Below are 22155 nucleotides of genomic sequence, written 5' to 3'. Positions count from 1 at the left end.
CGGCCGGCCCAAGGCATCCCGCCGACATCCGGCGACATGCGCTCCCGACACGCCGAGGGGTGTCGTCCGGCCGACCTAGACTCGTCCCCGATGCCCGACCAGACCGCCTCCCTGAGTCCGACTCCGACCCGCCCGCCGCCGACCCAGCAGCCAGCCGCCCGCGACGCGAGCTTCGTTCACCTGCACGTGCACACCGAGTACTCCATGCTCGACGGTGCGGCCCGGATCGACGAGCTGCTCCAGTCCGCGGCGGAGATGGGTATGCCGGCCATCGCCACGACCGACCACGGTTACGTCTTCGGGGCTTACGAGTTCTGGTCAAAAGCCCGCAAGTACGGCATCAAGCCGATTATCGGCGTCGAGGCATACCTCACGCCCGGCACCCACCGCGGGGACAAGACCCGGGTGAAGTTCGGGTCGGACTCGACCTCACGCGACGACGTCGGGGGTGGCGGCGCATACACCCACATGACGCTGCTCGCGCAGACGACGCAGGGCATGCACAACCTGTTCCGGCTGAGCTCGCTGTCCTCGCTCGAGGGGCAGTACTTCAAGCCGCGGATCGACCGCGAGCTGCTGTCCCGCCACGGCACCGGTCTCATCGCGACCACGGGCTGCGTCGGCGGCGAGATCCAGACCCGGTTGCGGGTCGGCCAGTACGACAAGGCCCGCGCCGCGGCGGGCGAGTTCCAGGACATCTTCGGCAAGGAGAACTTCTACGCCGAGGTGATGGACCACGGCATCCCGATCGAGCGGCAGACCCAGCGCGAGCTGATCCGGCTGGCCAAGGACCTGCAGCTGCCGCTGCTCGCTACCAACGACCTGCACTACACCAACGCCGCCGACGCCAAGGCGCACGCGGCGTTGCTCTGCGTGCAGTCCGGCTCGACGATGATGGACCCCAACCGGCTCAAGTTCGATGCCGAGGAGTTCTACCTCAAGAGCCCCGAGCAGATGCGTCACCTGTGGCGCGAGCTGCCCGAGGCGTGCGACAACACCTTGCTCGTCGCCGAGCGATGCGACGTCTCCTTCGTCGAGGGGGAGGGCCGCTACATGCCCGAGTTCCACTGCCCCGAGGGCGAGAACGAGGAGTCCTGGTTCATCAAGGAGGTCGAACGCGGGCTTCGGCTGCGCTACCCCGACGGGGTGCCCGACTACGCCACGAAGCGGGCGCACTACGAGACCGGGATCATCCTCGGCAAGGGCTATGCCGGTTACTTCCTCGTCGTCGCCGACTTCATCAACTGGGCCAAGGACAACGGCATCCGGGTCGGTCCGGGCCGCGGTTCGGGTGCGGGTTCCATGTGCGCCTACGCGCTGCGGATCACCGACCTCGACCCGGTCGAGCACGACCTCGTATTCGAACGGTTCCTCAACCCCGAACGTCCGTCGATGCCCGACTTCGACGTCGACTTCGACGAGCGTCGTCGCGGCGAGGTGATCCGCTACGTCACGCACAAATATGGCGAGGAGCGGGTCGCGCAGATCGTCACCTACGGCACCATCAAGGCCAAGCAGGCCGTCAAGGACGCCGCCCGGGTCCTCGGTCACCCCTTCGCGATGGGGGAGAAGCTCACCAAGACGATGCCGCCGCCGGTCATGGGTAAGGACATGCCGCTCACCGGCGTGTTCGACCAGGCGCACCCGCGTTACCACGAAGGTTCGGACTTCCGGGCGATCGCGGATGAGGACCCGCAGGCCAAGGAGGTCGTCGTGACTGCACTCGGTCTCGAAGGCCTGAAGCGGCAGTGGGGCGTCCACGCCGCCGGGGTCATCATGAGCAGCGAGCCGCTCATCGACCTCATCCCGATCATGCGCCGCGAGCAGGACGGCCAGATCATCACCCAGTTCGACTACCCCAGCTGCGAGACGCTCGGGCTGGTCAAGATGGACTTCCTCGGCCTGCGCAACCTCACCATCCTCGACGACGCCATCGAGAACGTGCGCGCCAACCGCGGCGAGGAGGTCGACCTCGACGTCCTGTCCAAGGACATGACCGACCCGGAGGCCTACAAGCTCCTCCAGCGCGGAGACACCCTCGGGGTCTTCCAGCTCGACGGCGGCGGCACCCGCACCCTGCTGCGCCAGATGCAGCCCACCCGCTTCGAGGACATCTCGGCGACCATCGCGCTCTACCGTCCAGGGCCGATGGCCATCAACAGCCACACCAACTACGCGATGCGCAAGAACGGCCGGCAGCCGAGCACGCCCATCCACCCCGAGCTGGCCGAGCCGCTCGCCGAGGTCCTCGACGCGACCTACGGGTTGATCGTCTACCAGGAGCACGTCATCCAGATCGCCCAGAAGGTCGCGGGCTACACCCTCGGCCGGGCCGACCTGCTGCGCAAGGCGATGGGCAAGAAGAAGAAGGAGGTCCTCGACGCTGAGTTCGCGGGCTTCCAGGCGGGGATGCAGGAGCAGGGCTACAGCGCCGGGGCCATCACGACGCTGTGGGACGCCCTCATGCCGTTCGCGGACTACGGCTTCAACAAGGCGCACGCCAAGGCCTACGCGCTGATCTCCTACTGGACGGCCTACCTCAAGGGCAACTACCCCGCCGAGTACATGGCCGCCCTGCTCACGAGCGTGCGCGACGACAAGGACAAGTCGGCGCTCTATCTCAACGAGTGCCGCCGGATGGGCATCAAGGTGTTGCCGCCCGACGTCAACGAGTCGGTCGCGGGCTTCGCAGCGGTCGGCACCGACATCCGGTTCGGCATGGCGGCGATCCGCAACGTCGGCCATAACGTCGTCGAGGCGGTCGTGCGCACCCGCGCGGAGAAGGGCGCGTTCTCCTCGTTCAAGGACTTCCTGGGCAAGGTCCCGGCTGTCGTCTGCAACAAGCGCACCATCGAGTCCCTCATCAAGGCCGGCGCCTTCGACTCCCTCGGGGAGAGCCGGCGCGGCATGCTCGAGGTGCACGTGCTGTTCGTCGACGCGCTCGCCGACGTCAAGCGACAGGAGGCGATCGGCCAGGACAGCCTGTTCGGCTCCTTCGGCGGGTTCGGAGACGCCGGCGGAGCAGGAGACGAGGCCGGTATTCCAGGGGGTGGCGACGCGTTCGACGGCCTGCCGCCGGTGCCGCGGCAGGAGTGGGACAAGCAGACGCTGCTCACCTTCGAGCGGGAGATGCTCGGTCTCTACGTCTCCGACCACCCGCTCTTCGGGATCGAGCATGTCCTGACCCAGCACGCCGACACCTCGATCGCCTCCCTCACGGGCGACGAGCCGAAGCCCGACGGCACTCCGGTGACCATCGCCGGACTGATCACCGGCCTGCAGATCAAACGGACCAAGAAGGGCGACCTCTGGGCGATCGCCACCGTCGAGGACCTCGAAGGCGCCATCGAGTGCCTGTTCTTCCCCAGCGCCTACCAGAGTGTCGGACCGCTGCTGCGCACCGACGTCGTCTGCGTGGTGAAGGGCCGGGTCAGCAGCCGCGACGACGCGGTCTCGGTCTTCGCCCAGGAGCTGACGCTGCCCGACGTCAAGGAGGGGCCGCGCGGACCGATCGTCCTGACCCTGCCGCTGGCTCGGGCGACCGATGCGGTCGCGCAGGAGATCAAGAAGGTCCTGGGCGAGCACCCCGGCGTGACAGAGGTGCACCTCAAGCTGACCCAGCCGGGACGCTCGGTGCTCCTGCGAGTGGACGACGGACTTCGCGTCACCGCGTCACCGTCGCTGTTCGGCGATCTCAAGGCGCTCCTCGGTCCGGCCTGCCTGGCCTGATGCGCGCAGGTGACCGGCGGCGGATCGCGGGCGAGCGGTTCGCGGCCATGTGGCTCGACCCCCCGGCGTCCCGGCGGACCGGTCCGGGCGGTGGCGCCGAACCGATGGGCGACCTCATCGAGCGCACGGTCGCCCACCACCTGGCGATGCAGGCGCAGGACGCCGCGGGCGGGATGTGGTCGGTCGGCGTCCGGACGGGCGCGGCAGGCGCGGCGGGCGCAACACTGACCGACGTCGAGGCGGCGATCGCCGACCGCAGGATCACCCGGTCCTGGCCGATGCGCGGCACCCTGCACCTGATGGCGACCCGGGACGTGCGCTGGATGTGCCGCCTGCTCAACCCCGCGATCGTGGCGGCCCGACGGCTGGTCTTCGAACGCTCCGGGCTGACCGAGACGATCGTCGGAACCGCCCGCGACCTGCTCGTCGCCGCGCTCTCGGACGTGGGCATCCTGAGCCGGCCGGATGCCATGACGGTCCTGGGCCGCGCCGGCATCGACACCACCGATCAGCGTGGCTACCACCTGCTCGGCCGGTTCTGTCAGGAGGGTCTGCTCTGCCAGGGGCCGGCCGCCGGGCGGCAGCCGACGTTCGTGCTGCTCGACGACTGGGTCCCGTCCTCCTGGGACCCCGGACGTGAGGAGGCCATGGCGGCGCTCGCCAGCCGCTACGTCGCCAGCCATGGGCCGGTCACCGTCCGGGACCTGGCCGGCTGGAGCGGGCAGGGGCTGACGTTCACGCGTGAGGCCGTCGCGCTCGCCGGGGATGCGCTGACCACGCAGGAGATCGGTGGGGTGACCTACCTGGTGTCGACGACCCGGCACGAGGTGCCCTCACGCGCCCGGGTATGCCTGCTGCCCGGTTTCGACGAGCTCCTGCTCGGCTACAAGGACCGGTCGGCGATGCTCACTCCCGACGAGGAGCTCCTGGTGGTCCCCGGCAAGAACGGCATGTTCCTGTCCACCGTCGTGGTCGGCGGCATCGTCGTCGGGCTCTGGCGGCGGCAGCCGGGCACGCGTCGCCTGGTCCTGACGATCCTGCCGTTCGCCACGATGAGCGCGACTCGGCGCGGTGAGGTCAAGCGCGCCGGCGCGGCATACGGGCGCTTTGTCGGGCGGGAGGTAGAGGTGAGGTTCGACGAGTGAGCGTGCGGGGCCGCTCGTGCATAGGGTGCTGAGGTGCCTTCCCCCGTGCCCCCACCTCCGCACGCACCGCGCGAACCCGTCGTACGAACGCTGCACGGCGACGCGGTGACCGACGAGTACGCCTGGATGGCCGATCGGGAGGACCCGCGGCTGCGTCGCTACCTCGAGGCCGAGAATGCCTACGCCGGGGCGATGACCGCCGACGTCCAGCCGCTCGAAGCCGAGATCTTTGGTGAGATCAAGGCCCGGACCAAAGAGACGGATCTGAGCGTTCCCGTCCGGCACCAGGACTGGTGGTACTACTCGCGGACGATCGAGGGCGAGCAGTACTCCGTGCAGGCGCGAGTGAGCGTGCACGAGAGCCCCACCCGTCCGGTCCTCGAGGCCGATGGGCCGCCGGCGTTCGAGCAGGTCCTGCTCGACGAGAACGCCGAGGCCGCCGGTCACGAGTTCTTCGGGCTCGGTGCGAGCGACGTCTCCCCGGACGGGCTGCTGCTCGCCTACGCTGTGGACCTCGCGGGCGACGAGCGGTTCGACCTACGGGTCCGGGTCGTCACAACCGGCGAGGTGGTCGACGACTCGGTGCGACAGATCGGCGCCGGGATCGCTTGGTCCCTGGCCGGGGACTACCTGTTCTATACGCGGGTCGACCAGGCCTGGCGCCCGTTCGAGGTGTGGCGGCACGAGGTCGGGCGGCCCTCGGAGGATGACGTGCTCGTTCTGCGTGAGGAGGACGAACGGTTCTCGCTCGGCGTCGGGAGCTCGCGGGACGACAACTGGGTGATCGTCGGCATCGGGTCGAAAACCAGCTCCGAGTACCACCTCATTGACGCGCACGAGCCCACCGGCCCAGCGCGCGTCGTCTCCCCGCGTCAGCGGGACGTCGAGTACGAGCTCGAGATCCACGGTCATTGGGCCTATCTCGTCCACAACCGCGGCCGTGTCAACTTCGAGCTGGCCCGCGCCCTGGTCGCCGGTGGCGAGACGGGTGAGTGGCAGCTTCTCGACGTCACGGCCCCCGACGAGTACCTCACCGGCGTCGACGCGTTCGACGGGTTCCTCGCCCTCTCACTGCGATCTGGCGGCCAGACGGGCGTACGCATCGTGCCGCTGGACCCGTTCTCGGACAACGGGATCGGCACGTCCTGGGACGTCGGGTTCGACCAGGAGGTCCGGACCGTCTATGTCGGCGACAACCCCGACCCGGCGACGGGCACCCTGCAGGTGCATCTGACGTCGATGGTCACGCCCCCGACGGTCTACGACTTCGACGTCGACACCCGGGAGCTGACCTTGCTCAAACAGCGCGAGGTCCTCGGAGGGTACGAGCCGGGCGACTACGTCGAGAGCCTCGAGTGGGCTGCGGCCGAGGACGGCACCCGCATTCCGATCGCCGTGGTCCGCCATCAGTCCACCCCGCTCGACGCGACCGCGCCCGGGGTGCTCTACGCCTACGGCTCCTACGGCATCCCGCTGGACCCGTCCTTCTCGGTGGCCCGACTGTCGTGGCTGCAGCGCGGTGTTGTCTTCGCCGAGGCCTTGGTCCGTGGCGGGTCGGAGCTGGGTCGCGCCTGGTACGACGACGGCAAGCTCGAGCGCAAGCAGCACACCTTCGACGACTTCGTGACCTGCGCACGGCATCTTGGTGCAGTCGGGTTCGTAGACCCGGACCGTCTTGCCGGCAAAGGAGGTTCGGCGGGAGGCCTCCTCATCGGAGCGGTCGCCAACCAGGCCCCTGAGCTGTTCCGGGCGTTACACCTGCAGGTCCCGTTCGTCGACTCGCTGACCACGATGCTCGACGAGACCCTCCCTCTGACGGCGGGGGAGTGGGAGGAGTGGGGCGACCCGGTCGGCAGCGCTCAGGCATACCAGTGGATGAAGGCGTACGCGCCGTACGACAACATCGCGGCTCGCGACTACCCCGCCATCCTCGTCACGACGAACATCAACGACACGCGCGTTTATGTCACCGAACCGGCCAAGTGGGTGGCCCGGTTGCGAGATCTCGCGACCAACGACCCCGCGACGGCGCCGATCCTGTTCCGCACCGAGATGCGTGGCGGCCACCTCGGCAGCTCCGGTCGCTACGACGCCTGGCACGAAACCGCGTGGGAGCTGGCCGTCCTGCTCCACCTCCTCGCCCCGCGCCTGCCCTCACGGTCCTGACGGTCCTGGACTGTTTCGTGAAACAAGGGGCCCCCCAGGAGGGGACAGAACTTTCACGCTTGCCGGGGGCGCCCGTGAGACGGGCGGGAGTGTCAGGCATCCGGAGCCTAAAATCGTCCTCATGATGTCCACGCTCGACCTGCGGGGTCGCCCGCTCGAGGTGCTGGCCCTGCGCGCTGCACTGCCGCGGGCCGAGTTCGACGTCGAGGCGGCCCTGCACGAGGTCCGGCCGATCGTCGAGGACGTCCGACACCGCGGCGCGGCGGCACTGCGAGACCTCGGTGAGCGGTTCGACGGGGTGCGGCCCACCCGGCTGCGCGTTCCCGCCGAGGTCCTTGCCGCCGCCCTCGACCAGCTCGAGCCGTCGTTGCGCGCCGCCCTCGAGGAGTCGATCCGGCGAGCCCGGCTCGTGCACGCCGACCAGCGACGCACCGATGTCACCACGCAGGTCGTCCCCGGCGGGACGGTCACGCAGCGGTGGGTGCCCGTCGACCGGGTCGGCCTCTACGTCCCCGGGGGTCTGGCCGTCTACCCCAGCAGCGTCGTGATGAACGTCGTCCCCGCCCAGCTGGCCGGGGTGGCGTCCCTGGCGGTCTCCAGCCCGCCGCAGCGCGAGAACACGGGCGTGTTCACGGGATATCCCAACCCCACGATCCTCGCGACGTGCGCCCTGCTCGGCGTCGACGAGGTGTATGCCGTCGGGGGCGCCCAGGCGGTCGCCATGTTTGCGTTCGGCTTCCGTGACACACCCGACGAGCTCGGCGAGGTCAGCGAGGTCGGCGGCAAGCTCGCGTCTGACCCGGTCGTCTGCGACCCGGTCTCACTGGTCACCGGCCCGGGCAACATCTGGGTCGTCGCGGCGAAGCGGCTGCTGAAGGGTCTCATCGGCATCGACGCCGAGGCCGGTCCCACCGAGATCGCCGTCCTCGCCGACGACTCCGCTGACGCCGAGCACGTGGCGGCCGACCTGGTCAGCCAGGCCGAGCACGACCCGCTCGCCGCGGCCGTGCTCGTCACGGACAGCCCGGCGCTGGCCGCGTCCGTCGGTGCGGCCCTGACCCGGCGGGTCGCGGGAACCAAGCATGGTGAGCGCATCGCCACCGCGCTGTCCGGCACGCAGTCGCGCATCGTCCTCGTGGACGACGTCGCAACGGGCCTGGCGGTCTGCAACGCCTACGCCGCCGAGCACCTCGAGATACAGACCCGCGACGCGGCGGCTGTCGCGGCTGGGGTCCGCAACGCCGGAGCCGTGTTCGTCGGGCCCTGGGCGCCGGTGAGCCTCGGCGACTACGCCGCGGGCTCCAACCATGTCCTACCCACAGCCGGGTGCGCGTGCCACAGCAGTGGACTGTCGGTGCAGTCGTTCCTGCGGGGGATCCACGTCGTCACGTATGACGAGCCCGCGCTGCGTGACGTCGCGCACCACGTCGTGACCTTGGCGGAGTCGGAGAACCTCCCCGCCCATGGTGAGGCGGTCACCGCCCGCTTCGGCGACGCCGTCCCCGAGCCGCGCCACGCCGATATCGATACCGACACCGAAGCGCCACGATGAGGCCCGAGATCGCCGGCCTGCTCCGCGAGGACCTGCGGGGACGGCAGCCCTACGGCGCGCCCCAGCTCGATGTCCCGGTCCGCCTCAACACCAACGAGAACTCGTATGCCGTCCCCGAGGACGTCGTCGCGGCGATCGTCGAAGAGGTGCGCGCGGTGGCCGCCCACCTGAACCGCTACCCCGACCGCGAGTTCACCACGCTGCGTGAGGCGCTCGCGGCATACCTGCGGGCACAGACCGGTGTCGCCGTCGAGGCGGACCAGGTCTGGGCGGGCAACGGTTCCAACGAGGTGCTGCTGCACCTGGTCCAGGCGTTCGGCGGCGTCGGTCGCACAGCGCTCGGCTTTACCCCCGCGTACTCGATGCACCCGATCATCACGCGCACCACCGGCACGACGTGGGTCGACGGACTGCGGGGCACCCCGACAGGCGTGTTCGACCTCGACTCAGACCTTGCGGTAGCCCAGGTGCGGCGGCACCGACCGCAGATCATCTTCCTCTGCTCGCCGAACAACCCGACGGGCACGGCGCTCGACCTCGACGTCGTCCGCGCAGTCCTGCAGCAGGCTCCGGAGTCCTTGGTCGTCGTCGACGAGGCATACGCCGAGTTCGCCCGTCCCGGCACACCCAGCGCGATGACCCTGCTGGCCGGCCACCCCCTGCTCGTCGTCACCCGCACGATGAGCAAGGCGTTCGCCCTCGCCGGCGCCCGGGTGGGCTACCTCGCGGCGGACCCCGACCTCGTGGACGCGCTGCGCCTCGTGCGCATGCCCTACCACCTGAGCGACCCCACTCAGGCGGTCGCCCTGGCCGCGATCCGGCATGACGCGAGCCTGCTCGCCACCGTCGAGGCAGTCAAGCGGCAACGCGACGACCTCGTCGACAAGCTCGGTGCACTGGGATTCCCGCCGGTGCCGAGCGACGCGAACTTTGTGCTGTTCGGCGGGTTGGCCGACGAACGGACCACCTGGCAGGCCCTGCTCGAGCGCGGGGTGCTCGTGCGCGACGTCGGGATCCGGCACCACCTGCGCGTGACTGCCGGTACCCCTGACGAGAGCGAGGCGTTCCTGCTCGCGCTGGGCGATCTGCCAGACTCACACCGTCAGCTCCCGGCACCGGCCGGGAACGAGCAGGCGCGGGAGGGAGCACCGGCATGAGCGACACGAGCAGCACGACGGTTGCCCCGCACCGTCGCGCGCACCTGACCAGGGCCACCAGCGAGTCCAAGGTCGAGCTGACCCTCGACCTCGACGGCACCGGAGAGTCCGACGTCGCGACCGGGGTGCGGTTCTACGACCACATGCTCGCCTCGTTCGCGAAGCACTCCCTGATCGACCTCACGGTCGTCGCCGAGGGCGACGTCGACGTCGACGCGCACCATACCGTCGAGGACGTCGCGATCGTCCTCGGGGACGCGCTGCGCGAGGCGCTGGGCGACAAGTCAGGCATCTCGCGGTTCGGCGACGCGACCGTGCCCCTGGACGAGGCGCTCGTCCAGGCTGTCGTCGACGTCGCGGGCCGCCCCTATGTCGTGCACACCGGGGAGCCCGCGGGCCAGGAGTACGTCGTCATCGGTGGCACCTACACCGGCTCCCTCACCCGGCACGTCCTGGAGACCCTCGCCTACCACGCCGGGATCGCGCTGCACGTCCGGGTCCTGTCCGGCCGCGACCCGCACCACATCGTCGAGGCCCAGTTCAAGGCGGTCGCCCGCGCGCTACGCGCCGCAGTCGCGTTCGACCCGCGCGTGACGGGCATCCCGAGTGCCAAGGGCAGCCTTTAGGCGTGGACCGGCATGGATCGGCACGGCACGACATGGTGAGGGGCGCTGCGCAGTCCCGCGAGACCTCGCGAGGCCTGCTTCTCGTGCACGCCGGAGGGCCGAGCTCTGCACCCGGGCCCATCGCCACTGTCGAGCGCTGGGCTGAGTCCGGCGTCGTCGGGCTGACGGTGGTGCCGCTCGAGCGCGGCTGGGTCGGTGTCGTACCGACGACTGGGGTCAGCGCCGTCGGGGCGCCCTACGAGGACGCCCTGCCGCTGCTGCTCAACCGCTCGCTCCCGCATCGGCTGCGCCCCGCGATCGGGCTCGGGGTCGTCGGGCGTCGGGGCGTGGTCTGCGTCACGCCGGCGGGCTGGCGCGCGGTGCGCCGGTGGCTGGTCTGGCAACCCGGAAGGGGTGTCGTGCACCCGGGCGGCCTCGCTGTGGCCCGGCTGGCCGACCTCGTTCGCGCCGCCGGCGTCGCCGACCCTTCGGCGGTGGGCGGTCTGGCCGACGTGCTGCACGATCCGGCGGGCGACGCCCGCCTGATGGTCGCTGACGTGCTGGTGGCACTCGACCTCCCGGGCGCCGCCCTGCTCGACGGCGGACCGGCGGTGGGACGGCTGCCCGGTGCGACGGTCGTGCAGCCGGGCGCGGTTGCGGTCCGCCGCTTCGCTAAGGCCACCCGCGAGAACGTGATGTGGCGCGACGAGATGGAGGGCTCCGGACGATGAGCGCCCGTGTGGTGGTCCTCGACTACGGAAGTGGAAACGTCCACTCGGCTCTGCGCGCACTCGAGCGCGTGGGCGCCCAGGTGTCACTGACCAGCGACGCCACCGAGGCCCTCGGCTGCGACGGGTTGTTCGTGCCGGGTGTGGGCAACTTCCATGCCTGTATGCGCGGGTTGCGCGAGGCCGACGGTCCGCGCATCATCGACCGTCGGCTCGCCGGAGGCCGACCGGTCCTCGGGGTCTGTGTCGGCATGCAGGTGCTCTTCGAGGGCTCCAGTGAACCCTCGACGGGTCTCCCGGTGGAGGGGCTGGGAGAGTGGCCCGGCACGGTCGACCGGCTCGTCGCCGACGTCGTGCCACACATGGGGTGGTCCAAAGTCGTTGTCGGAGAGGGATCTTCACTGTTCTCAGGGGTGGAGGACGAGCGGTTCTACTTCGTCCACTCCTACGCCGCTCAACGCTGGACCCTCCACCCCGAAGGGTCGTTCGCCGTGGTTGCACCCGTCGTCACGTGGGCGACGCATGGGAACGAGTTCGTCGCCGCGGTCGAGAACGGGCCGTTGTCGGCGACCCAGTTACACCCGGAGAAGTCCGGCGACGCGGGCGCTCACCTGCTGGAGAGCTGGGTGGGCTCGCTGTGAACGAGGCAGGGCGCCCAGAGCGACTCGAGCTGCTTCCCGCCGTCGACATCGCGGGTGGGCGGGCGGTCCAGCTCGTCCAAGGGGTAGCGGGTTCGGGGGGTGAGTTCGGCGACCCCTGGGAGGCGGCGCTCGCCTGGCAGGAGCAGGGCGCCGAGTGGCTGCACCTCGTCGACCTCGACGCGGCGTTCGGACGGGGAAGCAACCGGGAAGTCGTCGAGAGGATCGTCGGTCGCCTGGACATCCGGGTCGAGCTGTCCGGTGGCATCCGCGACGACGACTCGTTGGCGGCTGCGCTCGCGACGGGTTGTCGCCGGGTCAACCTCGGCACCGCGGCCCTGGAGCATCCGCAGTGGACGGCCCAGGTGATCGCCGAGCACGGTGACCGCGTGGCCGTCGGGCTCGACGTACGCGGGACGACACTCGCGGCGCGTGGGTGGACCAGGGACGGCGGCGACCTCTGGGCGACGTTGGAACGGCTGGACCGAGAAGGGTGCGCGCGTTACGTCGTCACGGACGTCAACAAGGACGGCATGCTGGCCGGCCCGAACATCGACCTGCTGCGGCAGGTCTGTGACCGCACGGACCGGCCGGTCGTGGCCTCAGGGGGCGTGTCGACACTTCAGGACGTCGCGGCGTTGCGGACGCTCGTCCCCGCCGGCGTCGAGGGGGTGATCGTCGGCTCGGCGCTTTACCGTGCGGCGTTCACCCTGTCGGAGGCGCTCGAGGCGGCGGGACGCCCGCCCCGATGAGCGACTCCGGGACCATCGGTGGTCGTGCCTACCGCGAACGCCATTCGTCCGGCGGGCTCTGGGAGCAGGAGTACGGCTACTCCCGCGCCATCCGGGTCGGCCGCCAGGTATTGGTCGCCGGCTGCACCTCCATGGTCGACGGTCGAGTGCACTACCCTTCCGATCCCGCGGCCCAGCTGAGGGTCGCGATCGAGACGGTACTCGACGCGTTGGCCGCGCTCGGCGCTGGCCCCGACGACGTCGTACGGACCCGGATGTACGTCACCCACCGGCGCGACTGTGACGCGGTCGGTCGGGTGCATGCCGAGTACTTCGGGGCCACCCCTCCCGTCGCCACGATGGTCATCGTGTCGGGGCTGCTCCATCCCGACATGCGTGTGGAGATCGAGGTCGACGCGGTGCTGGCACAGGACACCTCGGCGTGAGCGACCACCCTCGCGCCGACAGCGCCGGAATACCGTGGGCCGGCAGGGCGCTCGGCTCGACAGGGTTCGAGAACGATGCCGGCACGGCCGACCCGGTGCTCGTCGCCGCCGTGCGGGCGCGGGCGGCATGCCCCTCTGCGGAGGCGGACGGCACGCTGTTCCGGGCGGTCCGCACGGCCCGGTGGCTGGTGCCGGTCGTCGCGATGCTGGGCGAGATGGGTGAGGCCCCCCGCGACGGGTCGGGTCACGGCCTTCGTGTCGAGAAGTCCGTCGACATGGCCGTGGTGACCTTGACCGGACCGGACGGCCGTCGAGCCCTGCCGGCGTTCACCTCCGTCCAGTCGCTCGCGGCCTGGGACCCCGCCGCTCGGCCGGTGCCGGTGTCTGCCGACCGGATGGCGCAGGCAGCCGTGGCCGAGGGCTGCCAGGTGGTCGTGGTCGACGTCGCCGCAGACGAGGTGACGGAGCTGCGGCCCAGTATGGTCTGGGCGCTCGCCCAAGGCGGTGAATGGCAGCCTGCTCATCTGGATCCCATTGTTGCACAGGCTGTCTCGCGTGCCGCGTCCGACGAAGCGGACATCGGCTCGCACCGCGTCGAGGAGGGCGAACCCGTCGGGTCCGGCATCCTGCGACTCGTCCTGGGCCTGCGCCCCGGGCTGGATGCGACCCAGGTCGAACAGGTCGCCACCCGGGTCGCCGAGCAGCTGGCCACCGACGGGGAGTTCCGCGCCCGCGTGGACGAGCTCACCTTCACGATCGAGGCCGCCCCGATCGCCTGACCTGGCGGCTGACGGCGACGAGTCAGGCGATCAGGCCTAGCGCGTCAGGCGTCTTGTCCAGCACCTTCGTGGGGTCGGCTCCCAGCACCTTGTCGAGGACCTCGCCGTAGACGGCCCGGAAGTCCGTGGTCGTCTTGAGGTCACCGTTGTCGAGGTCGGTGAGCGACGGCTCGTCGCCGTGGAACCCCGGCGCCACCGCGTCGCCGATCAGGAAGACCGGTCCTGCCGTGCCGTGGTCGGTGCCTTCGGAGGCGTTCGCCTTGACCCGGCGCCCGAACTCCGAGTACGCCATCATCACCACATCCTTCTCACGGGCCTGCCCGGCGAGCGAGGCCCGGAACGCCGTGATCGCCTTGTCCATCTGGGTCAGCTGCGAGGTCTGCGCCACCTTCTCGTCGGCGTGGGTGTCGAATCCGGACACCGACACGGCGTAGACCCGGGTCGGCACGTTGGCCTTGATGCATCGCGAGACCACGTCGAGCTGGGCAGCCAGGCCGGCCCGGTTGCCGTTGCCGGCGGCGTCACCACCCGCCTCGTCACCCGACTGGGCCACGATGTCGCCGAACGTCTGCTGACACCGCTGCTGCGCCGCGTAGGACGCGACGACCAGCTTCGCGGCCGGCCCATCGCGCACGTCGGCCGACGAGAAGGCCTTGAGGGTGGACGTCGCCATGGCGGCTTTGCTCGAGCTCCCGCTGACCGCCAACGCGGCGGCGGTGGCCTTGGTCCCGACCGCCAGCGGCGGCAGCACCTCACCGATGTTCAACGCCAGCAGCGGGTCGTCGCCCGCGGTGTCGAGCCAGCGCCCGATCCAGCCGCTTGGCACCGGTGCCTCGGGGGACGCGGTCTGCCAGATGTCCATCGACCGGAAGTGGCTGTGGTCCGGCTTCGGGTACCCCACGCCGCGAACGATGGCCAGCTTCTTCTGGGTCCACAGGTCAGACATCCCCTTCAGCCCTGGGTTGAGGCCCAGCGCGCCGTCGAGGTGCAGCACCTCCTCCGGCTTGTACGCGAGGTCTGGCCGCGAGTCGTGGTAGGCCGGGTCGGCAAACGGGATCACCGTGTTGAGGCCGTCGTTGCCGCCGTACATGGTCAGCAGGACCAGGATCGGCGTGTTCGACGCGAGCGGAGTCTCGTGGCCACGGGCCAAGACTCGTTCGAGCGTGACACCGCCGGCACCGGCCAACAGCGCGACGGCACCGGTCACGCCGGAGGCGCGCAGGAAGCTGCGGCGGGTCAGCCCGTCCATGGGCTTCTTCGGGTCGAGGGGCGGGAGGTTCGTCATCAGATCACCAAGTTCTCTGGGCAGACGAGGGCAGCCGAGACCAGCCGCTTCGGGTCGTTCGTGAGGGGGGTGAGGGCGGCCGACGTGCGCGCCGAGAGAGCCGGTATGCCGAGTAGGTGCGCCACCGCGTCGACGCGTGCGGCGGGGCCTACGTCCGCCACGGCGTGCAGGTCGCCCGCGGCGGCCAGCAGGTTGGCGGTCTGGACCCGGGTAGTCGCCGACGCTGTGGAGAGCCACGCCTGCCCGGACGGCCAACCGCTCACGTTGGGTGGGTAGAGCGGCAGCTGGCCGAGGTCGCGCATGGCTGCCGTCATCTTCTTCACGGTGGCGTCGTCGGTCGGCACGGCGAGCGAACGCATCGCACCCACCACCCACTCGACGGGTGAGGCGACCCGCGAACCAGCCGTGGCGGCATACGTCGGGTCGGTCAACATGGCCCGGAACATCCTCGAGAGGTCACGCGAGGACCCGTATGCCGCCACGATCCTGGCGAGGGTGTCCGCGGTCGGCGCATCGGGACTCACCAGCAGCTGCCACCAGCGAGTCGCGACGAAGGCAGCGGAGGCTTTCTGGTCCAGCACCACGCGGACGAATCCGGGTGCGTCGAGGTTCGCCGTGGTGCCGAGGACGGTCTTCGGCTGGGTGTCATGCCGTTTGGCCACGAAGCTTGCGGTGTCGTTCTGTCGCGAGATCGTCCAGCCGGTAAGCGACCGGGCGCCTTCGCGTACGTCCTGCTCGGTGTACCCGCCACCATGGCCGAGGGTGAACAGCTCCATGAACTCGCGCGACAGGTTCTCGTTCGGCGCTTTCAGCGTGTTCTGCTGCGCATCGAGCCAGTAGAGCATCGCCGGGTCGACGATCATGGCCTGCGCGAGATCCGAGAAGCTGCCACGACCCAGGGAGCGCAAGCTCTGGTTCTGGGCGAGCAGCATGGGCGCGGACTTGACCTTCGTCGCCGAGGTGGCGAAGTGGTTGTGCCAGCCGAAGGTCAGCTTCTCGACGAGCGGGTTCTGCGCGGTGACCATCCGGGTGACCCACCACCCGACCACCTGGCTGATCTGGTCCTTCTCCTGTTGCCGCCGCTTCTGCCGGTCGGTCATCGAGGCGTCCTTGCCGAGCGGCGGCACCACCTCGAACGACGGCGTCGGCGTGGCTGCGACGCCTGGGTCAGCGGCCACCTGCGCAGCCAGGGCCGCGTCCAGCCATGCCGCCGGCCCCGCGGCCGCCACCGCGTCGACCAGCGCTCCGGAGGCGCCGAAGCCCACGCTACGCACGAGGTGCGCGGCCTCGGCCCAGGTTTCTGAGGTGCTCATGACCTCAGGGTGCACCTCGGACATTCGAGCAATGTCAGGGCTGGGTGCGCATTCGGTCCGGCTCCGCCGACTGAGCGGGCTGGGGGCCAGGCAGGTGGCTCGTCGGGTGACTCGTCGGGTGGCTCGTCGGCGGGACGGTCGGCTCGGCGGTGGTCGGCGCCCCCGCGAGCGGCAGGCGGATCGTGAACCTGGCCCCACCCTCGGCGGCGTGCCCGGCCTCGACCGTGCCGCCGAGCCGCCCGACGAGGCGTTGGACGATCGCCAGTCCGAGCCCGGTGCCGACCTGCCGAACCCCGCGGTACCGCTCGTAGAGGACCGACCGTTCGAACGCCACCGGCAGGTCGTCGTCGGTCAGTCCGGGGCCTCCGTCCCGGATCTCGAGCACTCCGAAGGCCGCCGCCGAAACCACCTCGGTATGCGTGGCGACGATGATCGGGGCGCCTGCCGGCGTGACGCGCAGCGCGTTCTCGAGCAGCCCGTCGAGGGCCTGCCGCAACCGCTGGGGGTCAGCCACCACGGGCACCGGGATCCGGTCGGTCTCGACCGAGAATGGCACGTCCATCGGCGCGCAGCGGCGTGACCAGGTTTCGCCGGCCACGGTGACGAGGTCGACGAGGTCCACCCGAGTGGGATGCATCGACATCTCCGCGCCGTCCAGGCGAGCGAGGTCGAGCAGGTCGGCAACGAGCCTCTCGAGACGCCGCGCCTCGTCGCCGATGACGACACCGACTCCGGCGAGACGGTCGGCCGGGACCACGCCGTCGGCGAGCGACTCGGCGTAGCCGGTGATGGCCGTGAGCGGAGTCCTCAGGTCGTGCGAGACGGAGAGGAGGAACTCGCGCTGCCGGGCCTCGGAGTGAGAGAGCGCGCCCGCGAGACGGTTGACGGAGGCGGCGACCTCGGCGACCTCCCGCGGACCGGTTTCGGGGATCGCGACGTCGCGCGACCCCGTGGCGAGGGCCGTGGTGGCTGCGGCAGTGCGCCGCAGCGGCAGCGACAGCCGCCAGGCGACGAGCAGGCCGATGACCACGGCGGCCAGCGCGGTCAGCACGAGCAGCCAGCTGATCTGACGGAGGGCCTGCTGGGTCAGGGCCACGGCATCCCCCCGCCGCTGGGCCAGCACGATCCCCCCGGCCGGCGTCGGACGGGCCTCGACGAGCACCGCGCCGTCGTCGCGAGGCAGCCGCAGCGACAGCGACTGACCGGCGGCCAGCTGGCGTACCTGCTCGTTGGTAAGGGCGTTCTTGGCCAGCAGGTCGCCGACCAAGGTGGGGCCGTCGCCACGTGTCCGCACCACCGCGATCTGGACGCTGATCGACTGCAGCGCCTTGCGGGCCCTGGCCTGCGCCGAGTCCGGGCTGGTCCCGGTCTGAACCGTCGCCTGGGCCTGGTCGGCGAGAGCCACGAGCGCCGAGCGGGCCGTCTCCTCACTGGCTCGCTGGACCAGGTTGACCCCGATGATCCCGGCTGCGACACAGGTGAGGATGGCGATGGAGGCGGTCAGGACCGCGATCCGCGCCGCGAGGGAGGACCGACGCCACCGGAGCCGGCGATCGAACCGCCGCCTGAACCACCCCGCCTGAGCCTCAGCCACGGCGGCCGGCGGCCGGCTGCTGGGCGGAGTACCCGACGCCACGGACGGTGCGGATGACGTCGTGCTCGCCGAGCTTGGCCCGGACCTGTGCGACGTGGACGTCGACCGTCCGCTGGCCGGCCGAGGTGTCATATCCCCACACGTCCCGCATCAGCTGGTCCCGGGTGTAAACCCGACCGGGTGCTGCCATCAGGTGTGCGAGGAGGTCGAACTCCGTTGCGGTGAAGGCAACCTCGTCGTCCCCGGCGAAGACGCGTCGCTCGTCGGGCAGTAGCCGCACGTCCCCGCACACCAGGCTTCGAGCCGCACCGGACGAGTCCGCCGCCTCGGTGACCCGGGCCCGGCGAAGGACGCTGTTGATCCGGGCGATCACTTCGCGCGGCGAGAACGGCTTGGTCACGTAGTCGTCGGCGCCGAGCTCCAGCCCGACGACCCGGTCGACCTCGTCGTCGCGCGCCGTGACGAACAGGATCGGCGTCCAGTCCTGCTCCGCGCGCAACGCCCGGCACACCTGGATGCCGTCGAGTCCCGGCAGCCCGATGTCGAGCAGGACGACGTCCGGACGGTCCCGTCGGACGGCCGCGAGGCCACCACGCCCGTCTCGTTCGACGTGGGTCCGGTAGCCGGACAGCTCCAGCTGCAGGCTGATCATCTGGGCGATCGACGGGTCGTCCTCCACGACCATGACCAGCGGTCGGCTCGAGTCCGGCATCACCGGGCGACTCTACGACCGCCCGATGCACGTGGGGTGTCGAGACGGTCAAGGTCGTGTTCGGGTCCTGTACGCGTGAGAGCCAGCACCCGGAACCCGGCCGGTGCTGTCCGGCGTTCAGCAGGGGCGGGTTAGGGTCGAGCCCGCACGCAGCGCAGGCCACCATCGCCCACTGCCGGTGAGGACGAGAGGGGACCAGGTGTCGCAGTCAGCGCCCGGCTTGTCCCTCGCGGCGGACCCCGCTCTCGACGCCGAGCGTCGGCGTGGGTTGCGCCAGATGCGTCTCGTCGCCCTGTCCTTGCTGGTGCTGGCCGCCGCGGTCTTCCTCGCCACCCTGCGCGTTGCGGACCACCCGTTCTGGGGGTTCGTCCACGCGGGGGCCGAGGCCTCGATGGTGGGCGCGATGGCGGACTGGTTCGCGGTCACCGCGCTGTTCCGGCACCCGCTCGGCATACCCGTCCCCCACACGGCGTTGATCCCGCGGCGCAAGGACATGCTGGCCCAGAGCCTGCAGGACTTCATCGGCGAGAACTTCCTGCGCGAGGACATCATCCGCGAGCGGGTCCTGACGGCCGAGGTGAGCAACCGGGTCGCGGGCTGGGTCCTCGAGCCCGCCAACGCCCGCCGGGTGGTCGACGAGGCGTCCCACGTCGTCACGATCGGTCTCGAGCGCCTGCGCGACGAGACCGTCGCCGAAGTCGTCCAGGACTCCGTGATCCCACGGCTGCGCGAAGAGCCGATCAGCCCCATCGCCGGCAGTCTCCTCGGGGAGGTCGTCCGCGACAAGGCCCATCATGGACTGGTCGACCTGGCGCTCGGCGAGGTACACCGATGGCTCAGCGAGAACGGCGAGACGTTCATGCGGGTCGTCGGTGAGCGCGCCCCGTGGTGGGCGCCCACCCGCGTCAACGAGGTGGTCATTGCCCGGTTGCACGTCGAGTCGGTGCGTTGGCTGCAGGAAATCAGGGACACGCCGAACCACTCCGCGCGGCTGGCGCTCGACGACTTCCTGACCGACCTGGCCGAGGACCTGCTCCACGACGAGGCGACCATGGAGCGTGCCGAGCGCCTCAAAGTGCGCATCCTCGACCACCCGCAGCTGCTGACCAGCGTCGTCTCACTGTGGCGGGCCTTCCGCACCGCGCTCGTCGAGGCCCTCGGGGACGGTGACGGGCCGCTACGGATCCGGATCCAGACCGAGCTCGAGCGGTTTGCCACCCGGGTCCGGCAGGAGCCGGAGCTGCGCGGTCGCCTGGACGGCTACGTCGCAGACCTGGCCGCGTTCGCCGTCGACCGTTACGGGCAGGAGCTGACCGCGGTCATCGGCTCCACGATCAACCGCTGGGACGGCGACGAGACCGCCGAGCGAATCGAGCTCTTCGTGGGCCGCGACCTGCAGTTCATCCGGATCAACGGCACGATCGTCGGCGGTCTGGTCGGGCTTATCATCCACGCCGTGGTCGTGCTCGTCACCTGAGCGTCAGTGGGCTGCGTTCGTCACCGTCTCGACGATCGGGTCGTGGATCACCTTCGCGTCGTCGGCCTCGCCTCCGGGGTTGGCTCCGCCGAGCCCGACGCGAACCATTTCCTCGATCGCCTTGCCGGTGTCCGGGTCGACGCTCTTCCAGTAGTCGAAGGCCCGCTCCAAGACCGGGCTCTTGACGCCGCCGAGCAGATGTCCGGCGACGTTCTCGACGAACATCTCCCGCTGCGCGTCGTCCCACACCTCGCGCACCAGCAGACCGGCCTGGCCGAAGTCGTCGTCCTCGGCACGCAGCGTGTATGCCTGGCGCACCATCGAGCCGTCGGCCTCCCAGCCGTCCTCAACCTCACCGACGATGTCGGCGTAGCCGCGGCCCTGGCTGTTCGGCGCATACACCGGCTCGTTGCCGTTGTGGTCGAAGGCCATCGGGCCGTCTTGCGTATAGGTGTTCAGCTCCACGCGGGGTCGGTTGACCGGCAGCTGCAGGTAGTTGGTGCCGATCCGGTAGCGGTGGGTGTCCGAGTAGGCGAACGCCCGCCCCAAGAGCATCTTGTCGGGGGAGAACCCGATCCCGGGAACGACCGCCGATGGTTCGAACGCCGCCTGCTCGATCTGGGCAAAGAAGTTGTCCGGGTTCTTGTTCAAGGTCATCGTCCCGACCTTGATGAGCGGGTAGTCGCTGTGCGACCAGATCTTCGTCACGTCGAAGGGGTTGTAGCGGTAGGTTTTCGCGTCCTCGTAGGGCATCACCTGGATGGACAGCGTCCAGGTCGGGAAGTCGCCCGCGTCGATGGCGTCGTGGAGGTCGCGGCGGTGGTGGTCAGCGTCCTCACCGGCGATCCGCATCGCCTCGGCGCCCGTCAGCCCCTCGACGCCCTGGTTGCTGTGGAAGTGGTACTTGACCCAGTGCTTCTGACCGGACTCGTTGACCCAGAGGAAGGTGTGCGAGCCATAGCCGTTCATGTGCCGGAAGGTTTTCGGGATCCCCCGGTCACCCATCAGGTAGGTCACCTGGTGGGCCGACTCGGGGTTGAGGGACCAGAAGTCCCACTGCATGTGGTTGTCGCGCAGACCGGAGCCGCCGAGACGCTTCTGGCTGCGGATGAAGTGGGGGAACTTCATGGTGTCGCGGATGAAGAAGACCGGGGTGTTGTTGCCGACCAGGTCGTAGTTGCCCTCGGTCGTGTAGAACTTCAGCGCGAAGCCGCGTGGGTCGCGCCAGGTATCGGGGGAGCCCTGCTCACCCGCGACGGTGCTGAACCGGGCGAGCATCTCGGTGGTCACGCCCTGCTGGAAGAGCGCGGCCTTGGTGTACGCCGACACGTCCTCGGTCGTCGCGAAGGTGCCGAACGCACCGGATCCCTTGGCGTGCACGTTGCGCTCCGGGATCCGCTCGCGGTTGAAGTGCGCCATCTGGTTGAGGAAGTGCACGTCGTGCAGCAGGATCGGCCCGTCGGCGCCGAGGGTGAGCGAGTTGCGGTCGCTGACCGCGGGCGCCCCGGTGTCGGTGGTGGAGCCGAGCTCGGCTTCCGTGCTGGGTGCGGTCTGGATTGACTCGCTGCGGACCGTGGTGTCCGTCATCAGTTCTCCTCGGGGTTCTCGGACGTTCTCGGGTTGACAAGGTGCTCGGTCTCGACCTCGGTATGCGTACGGTCGCCGGCTACGGACCGGCAGTCGGAGCAGATGCCCCAGAAGACGACCTCGGCCTCTTCGACGACGAAGCCATGGGTGTCGCTGGGCTCCAGGCAGGGTGCCTCGCCGACGACGCAGTCGACGTCGCCGATCGCGCCGCACGCGCGGCAGACGACGTGGTGGTGGTTGTCGCCGACGCGGTTCTCGAAACGGGCGGGGGAGCCAGAGGGCTCGATCCGGCGGGTCAGGCCGTGCTGGGTCAGGACGCGAAGGACGTCGTAGACGGCCTGGGTCGACACCGTGTGGTGCCGCTCGCGGACGGCGCTCGCGATCGAGTCGACATCGGCATGCGACAGAGACTCGAGCTCGTGGAGCACGGCGACACGAGGTCCGGTCACTCGTAGACCTGCGGACCGCAGTCGGGTCTGCACGCTTGCTCGGGTGTCCGTCGTCATTCATC

18 protein-coding genes are annotated in these 22155 nt (G+C 70.1%); 12 read left to right on the top strand and 6 right to left on the bottom strand.

The window, feature by feature from the left end:
* Positions 1–90: 90 nt before the first annotated feature.
* The 11 genes from dnaE (at position 91) to ABI385_RS15795 (ending at position 13676) form a co-directional block, all read left to right on the top strand.
* Positions 91–3729 carry a DNA polymerase III subunit alpha gene (dnaE, locus tag ABI385_RS15845; protein WP_348104728.1) on the top strand — a complete coding sequence of 1213 codons (3639 nt, stop codon included), beginning with the start codon at positions 91–93 and terminating at the stop codon, positions 3727–3729.
* On the top strand, positions 3729–4874 hold the full coding sequence (locus ABI385_RS15840; RefSeq protein ID WP_348104727.1) for a winged helix DNA-binding domain-containing protein: 1146 nt from the start codon (positions 3729–3731) through the stop codon (positions 4872–4874). The genes dnaE and ABI385_RS15840 overlap by 1 nt, the downstream gene beginning before the upstream one ends.
* 33 nt (positions 4875–4907) lie before the next feature.
* Positions 4908–7040 (top strand): S9 family peptidase, encoded by a 2133-nt coding sequence (locus ABI385_RS15835; protein ID WP_348104726.1) that lies wholly within the window; start codon positions 4908–4910, stop codon positions 7038–7040.
* A gap of 121 nt (positions 7041–7161) precedes the next feature.
* Complete coding sequence (gene hisD, locus ABI385_RS15830; protein ID WP_348104725.1) at positions 7162–8592, top strand: histidinol dehydrogenase; 1431 nt, start codon at positions 7162–7164, stop codon at positions 8590–8592.
* Positions 8589–9749 (top strand): histidinol-phosphate transaminase, encoded by a 1161-nt coding sequence (locus ABI385_RS15825; RefSeq protein ID WP_348104724.1) that lies wholly within the window; start codon positions 8589–8591, stop codon positions 9747–9749. Before hisD ends, ABI385_RS15825 begins: the two co-directional genes overlap by 4 nt.
* Positions 9746–10375, top strand: a complete 630-nt coding sequence (hisB, locus tag ABI385_RS15820) for an imidazoleglycerol-phosphate dehydratase HisB (RefSeq protein WP_348104723.1) — start codon at positions 9746–9748, stop codon at positions 10373–10375. Before ABI385_RS15825 ends, hisB begins: the two co-directional genes overlap by 4 nt.
* Positions 10376–10377: 2 nt before the next feature.
* Complete coding sequence (locus tag ABI385_RS15815) at positions 10378–11085, top strand: hypothetical protein (RefSeq protein WP_348104722.1); 708 nt, start codon at positions 10378–10380, stop codon at positions 11083–11085.
* The gene (hisH, locus tag ABI385_RS15810; RefSeq protein ID WP_348104721.1) at positions 11082–11723 is read left to right on the top strand and encodes an imidazole glycerol phosphate synthase subunit HisH; all 642 of its coding nucleotides are present in this window, start codon (positions 11082–11084) and stop codon (positions 11721–11723) included. Before ABI385_RS15815 ends, hisH begins: the two co-directional genes overlap by 4 nt.
* Positions 11720–12472 carry a bifunctional 1-(5-phosphoribosyl)-5-((5-phosphoribosylamino)methylideneamino)imidazole-4-carboxamide isomerase/phosphoribosylanthranilate isomerase PriA gene (gene priA / locus ABI385_RS15805; RefSeq protein ID WP_348104720.1) on the top strand — a complete coding sequence of 251 codons (753 nt, stop codon included), beginning with the start codon at positions 11720–11722 and terminating at the stop codon, positions 12470–12472. Before hisH ends, priA begins: the two co-directional genes overlap by 4 nt.
* Positions 12469–12897 carry a RidA family protein gene (locus tag ABI385_RS15800; protein WP_348104719.1) on the top strand — a complete coding sequence of 143 codons (429 nt, stop codon included), beginning with the start codon at positions 12469–12471 and terminating at the stop codon, positions 12895–12897. Before priA ends, ABI385_RS15800 begins: the two co-directional genes overlap by 4 nt.
* Positions 12894–13676: an SseB family protein gene (locus ABI385_RS15795; RefSeq protein WP_348104718.1), complete on the top strand. Its 783-nt coding sequence runs from the start codon at positions 12894–12896 to the stop codon at positions 13674–13676. The genes ABI385_RS15800 and ABI385_RS15795 overlap by 4 nt, the downstream gene beginning before the upstream one ends.
* Positions 13677–13698: 22 nt before the next feature.
* Here ABI385_RS15795 and ABI385_RS15790 read toward each other — a convergent pair whose 3' ends face one another.
* From ABI385_RS15790 to ABI385_RS15775, 4 genes are read right to left on the bottom strand one after another with little or no spacing between them, the layout of a single operon-like run.
* Positions 13699–14961, bottom strand: coding sequence for a DUF1501 domain-containing protein (locus ABI385_RS15790; protein WP_348104717.1), 1263 nt, complete (start codon positions 14959–14961; stop codon positions 13699–13701).
* On the bottom strand, positions 14961–16274 hold the full coding sequence (locus ABI385_RS15785; protein ID WP_348104716.1) for a DUF1800 domain-containing protein: 1314 nt from the start codon (positions 16272–16274) through the stop codon (positions 14961–14963). Before ABI385_RS15785 ends, ABI385_RS15790 begins: the two co-directional genes overlap by 1 nt.
* Positions 16275–16308: 34 nt before the next feature.
* Positions 16309–17868: a HAMP domain-containing sensor histidine kinase gene (locus ABI385_RS15780; RefSeq protein WP_348104715.1), complete on the bottom strand. Its 1560-nt coding sequence runs from the start codon at positions 17866–17868 to the stop codon at positions 16309–16311.
* Positions 17861–18580 carry a response regulator transcription factor gene (locus ABI385_RS15775; RefSeq protein WP_348104777.1) on the bottom strand — a complete coding sequence of 240 codons (720 nt, stop codon included), beginning with the start codon at positions 18578–18580 and terminating at the stop codon, positions 17861–17863. The genes ABI385_RS15780 and ABI385_RS15775 overlap by 8 nt, the downstream gene beginning before the upstream one ends.
* 199 nt (positions 18581–18779) lie before the next feature.
* On the opposite strand from ABI385_RS15775, the gene ABI385_RS15770 reads away from it, so the two are divergent.
* Positions 18780–20057, top strand: a complete 1278-nt coding sequence (locus ABI385_RS15770; RefSeq protein ID WP_348104714.1) for a DUF445 domain-containing protein — start codon at positions 18780–18782, stop codon at positions 20055–20057.
* Positions 20058–20060: 3 nt separating this feature from the next.
* On the opposite strand, the gene ABI385_RS15765 is transcribed toward ABI385_RS15770, so the two are convergent.
* Together ABI385_RS15765 and ABI385_RS15760 are read right to left on the bottom strand one after the other, a co-directional pair.
* The gene (locus ABI385_RS15765; protein WP_348104713.1) at positions 20061–21644 is read right to left on the bottom strand and encodes a catalase; all 1584 of its coding nucleotides are present in this window, start codon (positions 21642–21644) and stop codon (positions 20061–20063) included.
* Positions 21644–22093, bottom strand: a complete 450-nt coding sequence (locus tag ABI385_RS15760; protein WP_348104712.1) for a transcriptional repressor — start codon at positions 22091–22093, stop codon at positions 21644–21646. Before ABI385_RS15760 ends, ABI385_RS15765 begins: the two co-directional genes overlap by 1 nt.
* Positions 22094–22155: the final 62 nt, after the last annotated feature.

The organism is Lapillicoccus sp. (assembly GCF_039935575.1).
GTDB lineage: Bacteria > Actinomycetota > Actinomycetes > Actinomycetales > Dermatophilaceae > Lapillicoccus.
The sequence above is the reverse complement of the archived record's forward strand: the minus strand, read 5'-3'. Positions and strand labels throughout refer to the sequence as shown.

Bases quoted from the DNA above. Each gene is read 5' to 3' on its own strand.
- dnaE (WP_348104728.1), top strand. From the start codon at position 91: ATGCCCGACCAGACCGCCTCCCTGAGTCCGACTCCGACCCGCCCGCCG.
- ABI385_RS15840 (WP_348104727.1), top strand. From the start codon at position 3,729: ATGCGCGCAGGTGACCGGCGGCGGATCGCGGGCGAGCGGTTCGCGGCC.
- hisD (WP_348104725.1), top strand. From the start codon at position 7,162: ATGATGTCCACGCTCGACCTGCGGGGTCGCCCGCTCGAGGTGCTGGCC.
- ABI385_RS15825 (WP_348104724.1), top strand. From the start codon at position 8,589: ATGAGGCCCGAGATCGCCGGCCTGCTCCGCGAGGACCTGCGGGGACGG.
- hisB (WP_348104723.1), top strand. From the start codon at position 9,746: ATGAGCGACACGAGCAGCACGACGGTTGCCCCGCACCGTCGCGCGCAC.
- hisH (WP_348104721.1), top strand. From the start codon at position 11,082: ATGAGCGCCCGTGTGGTGGTCCTCGACTACGGAAGTGGAAACGTCCAC.
- ABI385_RS15800 (WP_348104719.1), top strand. From the start codon at position 12,469: ATGAGCGACTCCGGGACCATCGGTGGTCGTGCCTACCGCGAACGCCAT.
- ABI385_RS15790 (WP_348104717.1), bottom strand. From the start codon at position 14,961: ATGACGAACCTCCCGCCCCTCGACCCGAAGAAGCCCATGGACGGGCTG.
- ABI385_RS15785 (WP_348104716.1), bottom strand. From the start codon at position 16,274: ATGAGCACCTCAGAAACCTGGGCCGAGGCCGCGCACCTCGTGCGTAGC.
- ABI385_RS15775 (WP_348104777.1), bottom strand. From the start codon at position 18,580: ATGCCGGACTCGAGCCGACCGCTGGTCATGGTCGTGGAGGACGACCCG.
- ABI385_RS15765 (WP_348104713.1), bottom strand. From the start codon at position 21,644: ATGACGGACACCACGGTCCGCAGCGAGTCAATCCAGACCGCACCCAGC.